General features: G+C 68.2%; 14 protein-coding genes. 9 read left to right on the top strand and 5 right to left on the bottom strand.

Features of this window, described 5'->3' with window-relative positions:
* Positions 1–105: 105 nt before the first annotated feature.
* From IEX72_RS11695 to IEX72_RS11680, 4 genes are all read right to left on the bottom strand, one after another.
* The gene (locus tag IEX72_RS11695) at positions 106–2,715 is read right to left on the bottom strand and encodes a BGTF surface domain-containing protein (RefSeq protein ID WP_188787570.1); all 2,610 of its coding nucleotides are present in this window, start codon (positions 2,713–2,715) and stop codon (positions 106–108) included.
* A 930-nt stretch (positions 2,716–3,645) separates the two neighbouring features.
* Positions 3,646–4,893, bottom strand: coding sequence for an ABC transporter permease (locus IEX72_RS11690; RefSeq protein ID WP_188787569.1), 1,248 nt, complete (start codon positions 4,891–4,893; stop codon positions 3,646–3,648).
* Positions 4,880–5,785 carry an ABC transporter ATP-binding protein gene (locus IEX72_RS11685; protein WP_188787568.1) on the bottom strand — a complete coding sequence of 302 codons (906 nt, stop codon included), beginning with the start codon at positions 5,783–5,785 and terminating at the stop codon, positions 4,880–4,882. Before IEX72_RS11685 ends, IEX72_RS11690 begins: the two co-directional genes overlap by 14 nt.
* 128 nt (positions 5,786–5,913) lie before the next feature.
* Positions 5,914–6,594 (bottom strand): conditioned medium-induced protein 4, encoded by a 681-nt coding sequence (locus IEX72_RS11680; protein ID WP_188787567.1) that lies wholly within the window; start codon positions 6,592–6,594, stop codon positions 5,914–5,916.
* An 84-nt stretch (positions 6,595–6,678) separates the two neighbouring features.
* Between IEX72_RS11680 and IEX72_RS11675 the strand changes: the two genes are divergently transcribed.
* The 3 genes from IEX72_RS11675 to IEX72_RS11665 are packed head-to-tail and all read left to right on the top strand — an operon-like array spanning position 6,679 to position 8,784.
* The gene (locus IEX72_RS11675) at positions 6,679–7,260 is read left to right on the top strand and encodes a biotin transporter BioY (RefSeq protein WP_188787566.1); all 582 of its coding nucleotides are present in this window, start codon (positions 6,679–6,681) and stop codon (positions 7,258–7,260) included.
* A 28-nt stretch (positions 7,261–7,288) separates the two neighbouring features.
* Positions 7,289–8,065: an energy-coupling factor ABC transporter ATP-binding protein gene (locus IEX72_RS11670; protein ID WP_188787565.1), complete on the top strand. Its 777-nt coding sequence runs from the start codon at positions 7,289–7,291 to the stop codon at positions 8,063–8,065.
* Positions 8,059–8,784, top strand: coding sequence for an energy-coupling factor transporter transmembrane component T family protein (locus tag IEX72_RS11665; protein WP_188787564.1), 726 nt, complete (start codon positions 8,059–8,061; stop codon positions 8,782–8,784). The genes IEX72_RS11670 and IEX72_RS11665 overlap by 7 nt, the downstream gene beginning before the upstream one ends.
* A 32-nt stretch (positions 8,785–8,816) precedes the next feature.
* On the opposite strand, the gene IEX72_RS11660 is transcribed toward IEX72_RS11665, so the two are convergent.
* Complete coding sequence (locus IEX72_RS11660) at positions 8,817–9,269, bottom strand: ferritin-like domain-containing protein (RefSeq protein ID WP_188787563.1); 453 nt, start codon at positions 9,267–9,269, stop codon at positions 8,817–8,819.
* Positions 9,270–9,400: 131 nt separating this feature from the next.
* On the opposite strand from IEX72_RS11660, the gene IEX72_RS11655 reads away from it, so the two are divergent.
* The 6 genes from IEX72_RS11655 to ftsY all read left to right on the top strand — a co-directional run bounded on the left by IEX72_RS11655 (position 9,401) and on the right by ftsY (position 12,461).
* Positions 9,401–9,553: a 50S ribosomal protein L39e gene (locus IEX72_RS11655; RefSeq protein WP_188787562.1), complete on the top strand. Its 153-nt coding sequence runs from the start codon at positions 9,401–9,403 to the stop codon at positions 9,551–9,553.
* A 2-nt stretch (positions 9,554–9,555) separates the two neighbouring features.
* The gene (locus IEX72_RS11650; protein WP_188787561.1) at positions 9,556–9,834 is read left to right on the top strand and encodes a 50S ribosomal protein L31e; all 279 of its coding nucleotides are present in this window, start codon (positions 9,556–9,558) and stop codon (positions 9,832–9,834) included.
* Position 9,835: 1 nt separating this feature from the next.
* Positions 9,836–10,501 carry a translation initiation factor IF-6 gene (locus IEX72_RS11645; protein ID WP_188787560.1) on the top strand — a complete coding sequence of 222 codons (666 nt, stop codon included), beginning with the start codon at positions 9,836–9,838 and terminating at the stop codon, positions 10,499–10,501.
* 124 nt (positions 10,502–10,625) lie between these two features.
* Positions 10,626–10,817: a 50S ribosomal protein L18Ae gene (gene rpl18a, locus IEX72_RS11640; protein WP_188787559.1), complete on the top strand. Its 192-nt coding sequence runs from the start codon at positions 10,626–10,628 to the stop codon at positions 10,815–10,817.
* A complete protein-coding gene (gene pfdA / locus IEX72_RS11635; RefSeq protein ID WP_188787600.1) occupies positions 10,817–11,269 on the top strand; it encodes a prefoldin subunit alpha in 453 nt (150 codons plus the stop codon). The genes rpl18a and pfdA overlap by 1 nt, the downstream gene beginning before the upstream one ends.
* Positions 11,270–11,276: 7 nt before the next feature.
* The gene (gene ftsY, locus IEX72_RS11630) at positions 11,277–12,461 is read left to right on the top strand and encodes a signal recognition particle-docking protein FtsY (RefSeq protein ID WP_188787558.1); all 1,185 of its coding nucleotides are present in this window, start codon (positions 11,277–11,279) and stop codon (positions 12,459–12,461) included.
* The last annotated feature ends 99 nt before the right edge of the window (positions 12,462–12,560 follow it).

Raw genomic sequence — 12,560 nt, 5'->3', positions numbered from 1 at the left:
ACGCGTTCGAATTCATTACCGGGTAGAACGGTTCTTCGGTTCTTAGGCGTTACGACAGACGGGACGCCGCGCCCGCAGTCACGCGGCGGGGGGTACCTCCCGGCGCTACCCCCGCCGGGAGACGTAAACAACGACGACCGTCAGTGCGGCGACCGCGACCGCGACGTCGAAGTCGAACAGCCGGTCGCGGATCGATTCGGCGTCGGTGTTGTTGACGGCGGTAGCGAACGCGTCGCCGAGGTACTGTTGTGCGGAGTCGACCACGGATTCGTCGGCGTCGGTCGACTGCGTCGGCGTCGCGGTTGCTGTCGGCTCCGGCGACGGCGTGTCGCGGTCACGGTCGTCGTCGCCGCCACCGCCGCCACCTGCACCGATGCCACCGCCTGCCCCGCCCGCAGCAGCAGTCGTGGTCGGCTGTGCCGTCGGCGTCGACGTGTTCTGTGGGAGGGTCGCCCGAACCTCGCCATCAACCGCGAGGTCGTCGGCCGACACGACCGTGTCAACGGTCGACTGCACGGTGAACGTGTCACCGACGTGCTGGGCGTCGAAGTCGACGGTGGCGTTCCACCCGCCCGCGGGACCGACAGTCGCCCGTGCGGTCTTCAGGAACCGTGGCTCGGTCCCGTTCGAAGACTGAACCCGCAACTCGAACTCGGTTCCCGGTGCGAGGGTGGTCGTGCCCCCGATCGACTGATTCGTGGCATTCGTGACCACGACTGGAGGGTCGGCGTCGACCCGTGCCGCGACGAGGGAGTGGGCCGCAGTAACGCGTCGCTCCGCCGGCGCGAGGTCGGCGAAGGGGCCGCCGTCGTGGACCGTGAACTCGGCCGACAGCGAATCGCCCGGGGCGGGGTCGTCGGGGTCGGCCGATCCGGTCGCAGCCGTGCCGTTCCACGGAACCGCGGCGGGGCCGTCACCCCGGTAGGTCACGAAGTACGTGTCGTTGACCGCGTCGGCGACGACCCGCGCGGTCGTGTTGTTCAACGTGAGGCGGTACGGGTCCTCGTTCGCGGCAGGATTGCGCTGCGTGACGTTCAGTGCGTATCGGTCCGTCGCGTCGGTTCCGGCCAGCTCGAAGAACGCCTCGGTCGTGTCGCCGGAGGTGTTCGCGAGCGCGCCGGCGATGCCCGGCGCGACGACTCGGTGCACCGCCACGTCACCCGTTGCAACCGCGGTGGCGGTGGTGAGACGGCCGCCCTCAACCGCGGCCGAAACCTCGGCCGCGGTTCCGAACGTCGTGTCCGCGGGCGCGACCCAGGTATCGAGCCGCTGTGGGGAAGGCTGCCGCAGTGTGAGCGTCCCGACGCCGGTTTCGGCCGTGCTCGCGTTCGACCCCGGCCGGATCGTCACACCGTACTCGCCAGGCGCGAGCGCCTCCGATGGCGCGCCGCGGTCGTCGGTATCGGCGGCGATGACGGCGTCGGTCGTGTCGGACGCGTTCCCGGCCGGCGCGGTCGCGAAGACGGCACCGCCGTCGTCGGGGAGCGTCGTCAGAGTGGCTGCCGCAGCGGTGTTGAACCGCAGTCGAACGCGCCCGTCACCGTCGCGGTCTTCGACTGTCGCGTTCGCACGGAAGCCGACGTCGGACCCACCGAGCGTCACTGTCGCGGTGTCGGCGTACTGAAATTCGAGATCGAACACTGCCACGTCGCCGGCGTGCTCCGCGACGACGGTCGATCCGAAAGCCGCGGTTCGCGCGTCGGCGTCGACAGCGCGGATCGGGGCGGAGTCGACGCCCGTTCCCGTGACCGCGTCGGTGACGTTGACGGTGTAGTTCCCGGGTCCGGCTCCGGCGAGGGAGTCGGCCCCGAACTCGACGGTGGCGCCGCCGTTACCGCCGAGCGTTCGGTTCCGGCGGTCGACGATCGTGTCGTCTGCGGCCACCAGCGCAACGTCGACCGCTCGCCCGCTGTCGGCCGCGGACACCCGGGCGTCGATACCCTCAGCGGTGGTGATATTCCGGTCCGTGACGCCAACCGACAGCCCCAGCTCCCGGAGAGTGACACCGGTCGTTGCCGCGATGCTGCCGCCCGACGCGGTCGACTCGATGGTGTGCTCGCCGGTCCAGTTCCGCGCGGCGGTGTCGAACGCGAACACCTGGCTCCCGTTGCCGGTCCGGCCGGTGAACACGAACGCGCCGGTGGCGTTGGACACGTCGAACGCGCGGTTTGGCTCGGCAGCGACGAACGCCACGGTCTCGTTGTCGTAGACGTTTGCGTCGTCGCCCTCGGCGACGGTCGCGTCCGTCACGGTCGCGTCGACGGCCCCGGGCGTGATGGTCTCCGCGTCCGCGGAGTCGTTGGCGGCGTCGACCGCGACGGTGACCTCCGCGCGAGCGCCGACCGGTGTCGCCGAGGTTACGACGACCTGTCCGTCGGCGGCTCCATCCGCGTCGAGCACGTACCGATCGGTGACGTTCTCGCCGTCGACCGCGACGGTGATGTTGCCGCCGAGCGTCAGGCCCCCCGAGCCCTCGCCGGCTTGCGAGACGTCCTCGCTGAACGGGACCTCGATCACGCTCTCAGTGTGCGTGAGCGACGTGCCGTTGAGGGAGCCGGTCGAGAGTTCGGTTACGGGCCCGAGGGAGAGTGGGTCGGGGTCACTATCTGTCTCTTTGGATTTCTTTTTTATTGTTGCCTTTGTTACCCGGTTCTCTCCAGCGCTTTCATCAGAATATGTTGCGTTGATACTTCCTTCCTCTGAGATTTGTAACACCCCCTTACCACCCGATTCAGAGACTTGGGTCGTGCCAGAGAATTTACTGTTTTCACTATGCAAAAGCAGGACTGTTTCTCCACGGGTGTATCCAATAACGTCGTTTGAATCAGATGGAGAATTCAGATTTATATCAATAGTCCCGTTATCATTTCGTGATATACTCGAAATAGAACCGGAATTATCAGCATCGTTATCGTAAACAATCTCATATGCTGTGATTTTATTATTGCCATCAACATCAGCGACAGGATATTTTGTCGTGATTGACGTGACTCCGTCTTCAACATCTTCGTTTAATATTGTCTCTTGCCCTTCAGTATCCGATTGAACGTTGACGACATACTCCTCTGTCGTCGAGAGATCGCCGTCCTCAACGGAGACAGTCACCGTATCGCCGTCCGCATACGTCGAGTCGCCGAAGGAGACGGTGCCCTGATCCGCGGCAGCGACGCCCGCAAACGGTCCGATGCTGCCCAGAAGGGCGAGGAGCAGAAGCGATGCGAGTCCGACGGCCTGTAGCCGGCCAGTATGTTGCATCCGATATGCCTACCTGAGCGGGGGCGGGGGAGCAAAACAGGCGCCGGAACCGCGCGACCGGACGCCGGCGCCCGGAAGTGGTGGTCACATTCCGGCGTCGAACGCCGAACCCGTCGGCGGAACCCGCGTCTGGACGACCGTGTGACGGCCGCTGGCAGCGTTGCGACACCGATAGCCGCGGCTCTTGTTGCCCTGCAATCTCCCCGTCGCCCCCGGCTCATCACGTCCGAGTATCAGGCCGAATAAATACCTTATTTTTCTTTTCGATAATTACGATTGGTATGTCGGTCCGGGATATATCTTCAAAAACGGCGCGAAATCGGTCAGCAGTCGGGAGTAGCGAGCCGGGGTCGCAGATTCGCGTGTCGAAATCATGACTGAAATTTGGAGTCACTCGTAGCGCAGCGCGTCGATCGGGTCGACTCGCGAGGCGCGCCACGCGGGGTAGAGCCCGGCGACAATCCCGACGCCGACCCCGACCACGACCGCGAAAATCATCCAATCGACGGCGAGCGTGAGCGCGACGTCCGCGAACCGCGTCGCGCCCCACGCGACCGCGAGCCCGACGGGCACGCCAAGCACCGCGCCGGTGGTGCCCAACAACACCGACTCGGTGAGAAACAGCTGCATCGTGTCGCGGTTGGTCGCGCCGACGGCCTTCATGATCCCGATCTCCTTGGTGCGCTCGGTGACGGAGACGAGGGTGATGTTGGCGATGCCGATGGCGGCGACCACGAGCGAGATCACCGCGATCCCGGTCACGAACCGGGTGATCTGCGAGATCACGTCCTGGATTGCGCCGACGATGTCCTCGCTGGTTTGGACCCGGATCTCGGTCCCATCCGCGAGCAACTGGGCGGCGTCGGAGTCAGTCGTGAGATACGCCTCGGTCCGGTCTTTCACACCGGGGACCGCGTCGGGGGCCGCGACCACCGTGAGTTGCGGATACACGCGGATATCGGCCCCGACGGAGGGGCTCGCGATGACCGTCGCGTAGAACGGATCGACCGGGAGGAAGATCCGGGGCGTATCGTCGCCGAACCCCGAGAGGAAGCCGCCGCGGGTGCCGGAGACAATGCCGACGACCGTGACGTTCCGGGTCTCCCCCGACGCCAGCGCGAGTCGGAGAGTCGAGCCGACGGTGACGTTCTCGTCGAACGACCGGGCGGCGGCCTCGTTGAGAACGGCCTCGTCGGCGCCCGACTCGAACCCGCGCCCGGCGACGGTGTTCGAGTCGGTGAACGTCGCCGGGACTGTCGCGGTCGCCTGCTGCTGTGCCACAGTCTGGTTGCCGTACGTGACCGACGAGAGCCCGACCAGCCCCTGTGGAATCACCGCCGTCACCTCCGGCTGATCACGGATCCGGTCGACGTCGATCCCCGTGAACACCGGGCGGGTGGCGGCGAGTTCCTCGCCCCCGGGGGAGTCGTCGTCGACACTCGCGGGCGCGACGAAGATGTTGTTGGCGTTCGTGTCGCCGATGTCGCCGATGACGGCGGCCTGGACGCTTGCGCCGAACGTCGCGAACGCGACCACCGACGCGATCCCGATCACCATCCCGACGACCGTCAGTCCCGAGCGAAGCCGGTGGGCGCGGATCGACCGGGCCGCGATCCGGAGCGCCTCACGCGGATCCATCCGGCTCCACCCCCGGGTCGCGGGCGGGTGATCCGTCGGCGTCGCCTCCGTCGCGGTCGTCGGTGCCGGTGCGGGCGCCAGTGTCTCCTCCGTCGTGGTCGCCGCCGTCGTAAGGGCGACGGCGCTCGACAGCTTCGATCCGTTCGATCCGGCCGTCCCGGACGTGGACGATCCGCTCTGCGTGTTCGGCGATCCGGCGGGCGTGGGTCACGAGCAGGATGGTGTTTCCCCGGTCGTGGATCTCCGCGAGCAGGCGCATAATCGCCGCACCGGTGTCGGTGTCCACGTTGCCGGTGGGTTCGTCCGCCAGAAGCAGCGACGGATCGGGCGCGAGCGCACGGGCGATCGCGACCCGCTGGCGCTGGCCGCCGGAGAGCTCCGCGGGTTTGTGGTCGTACCGGTCGCCGAGTCCGACGTCATTGAGCACGTCCCGCGCCCGGGCCAGCCGCTTTTCGCGAGGCCACCCGTCGAACACCAGCGGGAGCGACACGTTCTCGACCGCAGTCAGCCGCGGCATCAGGTTGAACGTCTGGAACACGAACCCGATTGCAGTCCCCCGTTTCTCCGCGCGGCGGGTCTCCGAGACCCGTCCCAGGTCGACGCCGTCGACGCGGACGGTCCCGGCATCGGCGGTGTCGAGCCCGCCGACCAGATTGAGAAGCGTCGACTTCCCCGACCCGCTCGGCCCCATCACCGCGGTGTAGGAGCCCTCGTCGAGCGAGACCGACACGTCGTCGAGCGCGGTGACGGTCCCGCCCAGGTTGTAGGTTTTGGTGACCCCGTCGAGTGTGACGAGCGAGTCGGTCCCGAGACCGGCGGCGCCGGCCGACTCCGGCGCCGCGTCACCGCCGGCGTTGCTCTCGGGTACCGGCCCGTCCGGTGGTGGACACATCAGTTGAGGTAGACGCCGGAGCGGGAAAACGCCTCCCCCACCGGGGTGGCCGGGTGCACTTCCCCATCGTGAGGCCCCGCCTGCACTTCCCCATCGTGATGGCCCCGCCATACCCGACCCCCGAACCGCTACAGCGACACGTCGGTCTCGAGGTCCTCGGTGGCTTCCTCGAGGCCGTCGCGGCGGGCGTCGGCAGCGAGACGAGTGGATATCTCCGCGTCAGTGAGGAGATCGGCGAACGCGTCGCGGTACCGGTGGTTCACCCGCCGGGAGGCGAGGTCGGCCGCAACGACCCGGCGGCACCGACTGGCCGTCTCCGGCTCCACGCTCTCCGGAAGCGCCGCCGCGAGCGCCCCGTCGTCGGCGGCAGCCGGCTCGTCGGGTGCAGACGCCTCGGAGACGAGTGCCCGGAGGTCGGCGTACGGGACCGGCGCATCGCGGTCGGCCTCGGCGACGAGGTGGAGATCCAGTCGGGCGCGGAACACCGCGTCGGCGTCGACATCCGCCGACAGCGACTCCGCCACCGCCGCGTCGGCCGCTGCGGACCACGTCGCGGGACCGGCAGCGTCGGTGTCGGGGTCGAAGAACGCCCGCACCACGCGACACAGATCCGATTCGGGGAGGTTCGAATCGAACCCGTCGCGATCGGCCATCTCGCCGACGATGGCCGCGAGCCGCTCGTCGACCGCGTCGTCGTCGGCGTCTCCGGCCGACAGCGACCCGCGAGCGGCGGTCTGGGACTCGGTCACCGCTTCCTCGCCGGTGGTCTCCACGAAGAGGTCCCGGAGGTCGGCGGTCTTTTCGTCCATAGTTGAGGGGCACGGGCGCGTGACCTACAAATGTTGCTGTGGTAAACCGAACGATTAAAACAGGTTTACGAGGTTGGTGTCGGTATGGCGACAGAGACGGAGACGGTCGAGCTCGTCGGGGAGGAGGTCGCGGGCAACGTCGCGCGCGCGGCGCTGTTCGCGGCGCTCACCGGCGCGTTCGCGTACGTATCGTTCCCGAATCCGGTCTCGCCGGTCCCGGTGAGCCTCCAGGTGTTGGGCGTGTTCCTCGCGGGGATCTTCCTCGGTCCCGTCTGGGGCGGCGCCTCTTTGACCTTCTACCTCGCCGCGGGGGCGGCGGGCGCGCCGGTCTTCGCGGGCGGATCGGCGGGGCTCGGCCCGCTGGCTGGGTCGACCGCGGGCTTCCTCTGGTCGTACCCGATCGCGGCGGCGCTGGTCGGGGCCGTTGTCCACGGGTTCGACGGGCTTGCAGACCCGGAGGCAGTCCGGACCGTCCGGCTCGTGACAGCGATGGTCGCCGGGACTGCCGTGATCTACGCGCTGGGGACCGTCGGGTTCGCCGTGGTCCAGGACGTCGGGCTGGTCGAGGCGTTCGTGGTGAGCGCGGTTGCGTTCGTCCCCGTTGAGGCGGTGAAGATCGCCGCCGCTGTGGGGATCGTCCGGAGCGACGCCGCCGCGGCGGCCTGACAGTGTCGCCGATGGATCTGTCCCGCCCGTGATCCGGACCGTCAACCTCGTCCACCGCTACGGCGACGTCGTCGCAGTCGACAGCGTGTCGCTGTCGATCCCGGACGGGGAATGCGTCGTGCTCGCGGGCGCGAACGGGTCCGGGAAGACCACGCTGGTCCGCCATTTCAACGGGCTGCTGGAGTCGGACGAGGGCCGAGTCGAGGTGAACGGTCGCCGCGTCGGAGCGGATCTCGTCGCCGCGCGGACCGCCGTCGGTATCGTGTTCCAGGAGCCGCGGGACCAACTCGTCGCCGCCACCGTCGGCGCCGACGTGGCGTTCGGGCCGGAGAACCTCGGACTCGGTCGCGCGGAGATCGACCGCCGCGTGGCGGCATCGCTGTCGGCAGTGGACCTCGACGGGCGCAAGGGTGTCAGAGTCGGCGAACTCTCCGGCGGGGAGCGCCAGCGGGTCGCGGTCGCCGGCGCGCTCGCTATGGAGCCGGATCATCTCGTCCTCGACGAGCCGTTCACCGGGCTCGACGCGCCGGCGCGGACGTCCGTCGTCGACCGACTCAGGGAACTCAGCGCCTCGGGCACGGGACTGGTAATCGTGACCCACGACCTCCGGGACGTGCTCGACCTCGCGGATCGGGTCGTGGCGATGGCCGAGGGCCGGGTCGTCGTCGATGCACCGCCCGACGAGGCGGCCGCATCGCTGCCGGCGTACGGGGTTCGGGTTCCGGATCCGGCGTGTGGGTCGACGAGCGCCGGCCCCGACGGGGACGGGTCGTCGGACGCGGCACCACGGGACCGACGATGCTGAGCTACACCCCTGGCGACTCCCTCGCCCACCGGCTCGACCCGCGGACGAAACTGCTGGCGCAGGCCGCCTTCGCCGCTGCGGCGTTCGTCTACACCACGCCCCGTGGACTGGCCGGGTTCACGCTCGTCGCGGCCGTGTTCCTCGCTGCCGGGCGGCTCTCTCCGGTTGATGCGATCCGAGGCTACCTCCCCGCGCTGCCGTTTCTGGTCGCTGGGCCGGTTGTCTCGGTCGTTGAGATCCGGCCGTGGAGCGTCGGCGTCGACCCCGGAGCGGCGACCGGCCCGGTGCTTGCGAGCTACCGGGTCCTGCTCGTGCTCGCCGTTTCGGCGGTCTACCTCCACACAACGCCGGTCAGGGAGTCCCGGGCGGCGATCCAACGGCTGGTGCCCGGCCGTCCGGGCCGGCTCCTCGGGGTCGGCGTGGCGCTCGTATTCCGGTTTCTCCCCCTGTTGCGGGCGGATCTCCGACGGGTCCGGGACGCGTCGGCAGCCCGGGTGGGCGGGGAACAGGGGCTGAGAGATCGGATGACGGTCGTCGCCGCGGCGGGGATCCGACGGGCGTTGGGGCGGGCCGACCAACTGGCGCTCGCGCTCCGGGCGCGGTGTTTCGCGTGGAACCCGACGCTTCCGGAACTCCGGTTCGGCCGGGCCGACGCCGTCGGACTTGCCGTCACGGCCGGGCTCGTCGGGGTTGCGGTCGTGGGCGTGGTTCCGGTGTGAGTGCGTCGGCCTGGGGTCGATTGCCTCCTCGACTACTCTCGACTGTACTCCTTCCGGTACCCGCGGAACTCCGTGCGGTGGGCCTCCTCGTCGGCGAGCAGGGTCACCGCGAGATCCTCGGTCACGGGGTCGTCCGCCTCTTCGGCGGCCGAGATAAGCGCCCGGTAGGTCTCGATCGCGCCCTCCTCGGCGTCGAGCACCCCGTCGATGACCGAGAGCACGTCGGTGGTGTCCTCGGGAGGTTGGAGGCTCGTCTGCGTGGCCTCGAACGCGGTCGAGCCCGGTGGGTTCTCGTCGAGTTGCTTCAGCCGGTTGCCCAGCTGTTCGGCGTGGCCGAGTTCCTCCTGGACCTCCTGCTGGAGGGACTCCTTGATCTCCTCGGCGCGGACGCCGTCGAGGACGATGGAGTTGGTCATGTAGTTCATCACGGTCTCGATCTCGTCCTGGTAGGCTTTCTGCAGGAGCCGAACAACCTCGTCTGACATTGCCCCTATACGTACCCCCGCCAGGGGCAAGACGCTACCGACGCGCGACCCCGGAGTCGCAGCTCCCAGTCGAACCGGATCGCCCGCAAAGGAACAGGATTTTATGCGGTGCGGCGGTATGAGCGATCACTATGGGCAACAACTCGAAGGCCAAAAAGAAGCGGCTTGCGAAGCTAGAGCGGCAGAACACGCGGGTCCCCGCGTGGGTGATGATGAAGACCGACATGGACGTCACGCGAAACCCCAAGCGACGCAACTGGCGCCGTAGCGACACGGACGAGTAAGGATGAGTGCAAGCGACTTCGAGGAGCGCGTCGTCACGGTGCCGCTCCGGGATGTCAAAGCCGTTCCCGGCCACGAGCAGGCGGGGCGGGCGATGGCACTGATCCGCGAACACCTCGCGACGCAGTTCAGCGTCGACGAGGACGCAGTCCGGCTGGATCCCTCGCTCAACGAGACGGTGTGGGCTCGTGGGAAGCAGAAGCCCCCGAGCAAGCTCCGCGTTCGCGCCGCCCGGTTCGACGAGGACGGCGAGTCGATCGTCGAGGCGGAGCCGGCCGAATAACGTGCTCCGCGCCTCCTTCGCCGGGTCGCCGTACGTCGGCGTGTTCGCCCGCGCGACGGACCACGTTCTCGTCGTTCGTTCGGATGCCGAGAGCGACGTCGTCGACGCGATGAGCGACGAACTCGGCGTCCCCGCGGTGGCGACGACTGTCGGTGGCTCCGGGACCGCTGGCGCCCTGGTGGTCGGCAACGAGAACGGGCTGCTTGTCACCAGCCGGGCGAAGGAGCGCGAGAAAGAGACCATCGAGTCGGCCGCAGGGGTTCCCGTGACGGAGCTGCCCGGCCGGATCAACGCCGCGGGCAACGTTGTGCTCGCGAACGACTACGGCGCGTACGTCCACCCGGATCTCTCGGACGACGCGGTCGACGCCGTTAAATCGGCGCTTGAGGTCCCCGTTGAGCGCGGCGACATCGCCGACGTTCGGACTGTGGGGACCGCGGCGGTCGCGACCAACCAGGGCGTGCTCTGCCACCCGAAAGCCCGCGAGCCGGAGATCGAGGCGGTCGAAGAGCGGCTCGACGTCCGCGCGGACATCGGGACCGTCAACTACGGCGCCCCGCTGGTCGGGTCGGGCTTGGTCGCCACCGAGGCGGGCTACGTCGCTGGCGAGGATACCACCGGGCCGGAGCTGACCCGGGTCGAGGACGCGCTCGGATATCTGGAGTAGGCTGCGCCCCCGTCGCCGTGCGGCCGTTTCGGTCCCTTAGAGTCGTGTTTTCGTGCCACGATCGGACCGGTTCGGAGCGTACCGAGTAGGAAGATACTTCCCCGTCGCTCGGGAACCACACAGTATGAGTGAGTACGCGGTGAGCGGCCGATTCCAGAGCCGTGACGGCTACAGCAAGTTCGACACGGTCGTCGAGGCGCCGAACGAGAACGTCGCTCGCGAGCGTGTGTACGCGAACATCGGGAGCCAGCACGGGCTCAAGCGCACCCAGATCGAGGTCGACGACGTCGCCGCCGCCGGGGAGGCCACAGCATGATGGGCGGCGGGCAACAGCAGCTCCAGCAGCTCTCCCAGGAGCTTCAGGCCATCGACGAGGAGATCGAAACGCTGCAGTCCGAGATCGACGACCTCCAGACCGAGCAGTCCGACATCAACGACGCAGTCGAGGCGATCGAGACGCTCGACACCGGGTCGACGGTCCAGGTGCCGTTGGGCGGCGGCGCGTACATCCGCGCGGAGATCCAAGACATCGACGAGATCATCGTCGATCTCGGCGGCGACTTCGCGGCCGAGCAGGAGGCCGACGATGCGGTCGACGCCCTGCGGACGAAGCAGGACGCCCTCGACGGCCGAATCGACGACGTCCAAGCGGAGGTCGACGAACTCGAAGCGGAGAGCTCCGAACTCGAACAGCAGGCCCAGCAGATGCAACAGCAGATGCAGCAACAGCAGATGCAGCAACAGCAGATGCAGGGCGACGGCGAGTAGGACCGAGATGTTCGACGGGCTGAAGGACAAACTGGGCAGTTTCCGGGAAGACGTCGAGGAGACCGCAGAAGAGAAAGCCGAGGCGGAAGCAGAAACCGACGCGCCTACCGAAGCCGACGAATCCTCCGAGGGAACCGGCGGGCCGTCCAGCCCGGCCGACAGCGTGGAAGCCGGCGCCGACGAACCGGTTGCGGGCGACGCAGACCTCGCCACCGAGGGCGGCGGCGACCCCGAGGAGGGTGGCGGACTCGCGGCCGACGAGGCCGCGGCAGCCCTCGAAGAGGACGACGACGAGGAGTCAGGCCCCGGCCGGCTCAAGCGCGCGGCGGCGTTCGCCACGGGGAAGATCATCATCGAAGAGGAGGATCTTGAGGATCCCCTGTGGAACCTCGAGATGGCACTCTTAGAGAGCGACGTAGAGATGAACGTCGCCGAGGAGATCCTCGATACGATTCGTGGGAAGATGATCGGCGAAACCCGCGCGCAGGTCGAAACCACCGGCGAACTCGTCGAGGTCGCGCTTCGCGACGCGCTCTACGACGTGATCAGCGTCGGACAGTTCGACTTCGACGAGCGGGTCCAGGATGCTGACAAGCCGGTCACCATCGTCTTCACCGGCGTCAACGGGGTCGGCAAGACCACGAGTATCGCGAAGCTCTCGCGGTACTTCGAGGAGCGGGGACTGGACGTGGTGATGGCCAACGGGGACACCTACCGCGCCGGCGCCAACGAGCAGATCCGCGAGCACGCCGACGCCTTGGCGACGAAGCTCATCAGCCACGAGCAGGGTGGCGACCCCGCAGCCGTGCTCTACGACGCCGTGGAGTACGCCGAGGCCAACGACGTCGACGTCGTGCTCGGCGACACCGCTGGTCGGCTCCACACCTCCGACGACCTCATGGCCCAGTTGGAGAAGATCGACCGCGTGGTCGATCCCGATATGACCCTGTTCGTCGACGAGGCGGTGGCGGGGCAAGACGCCGTCAAGCGCGCAGAGCAGTTCAACGACGCCGCCGAGATCAACGGGACCGTGCTCACGAAGGCCGACGCCGACTCCTCCGGCGGCGCGGCCATCTCGATCGCGTACGTCACCGGCCGCCCAATCCTCTTTTTGGGCGTCGGCCAGGGGTACGACGACATCGAGCGGTTCGACCCCGAGCGGCTGGTCGACCGGCTCGTGGGCGAAGAGTAGGCGGACGATCGGGCGCGGCGCCCCCGCCGCGTCGACTCTCTCGACCACCAGCGCGACGCCCGGCACGATCATCGCGCCGCCACCGAGCCGACGGACCCG

Origin of the sequence: Halobellus salinus (genome assembly GCF_014646875.1) — an archaeon.
GTDB lineage: Archaea > Halobacteriota > Halobacteria > Halobacteriales > Haloferacaceae > Haloquadratum > Haloquadratum salinum.
The sequence above is the reverse complement of the archived record's forward strand: the minus strand, read 5'-3'. Positions and strand labels throughout refer to the sequence as shown.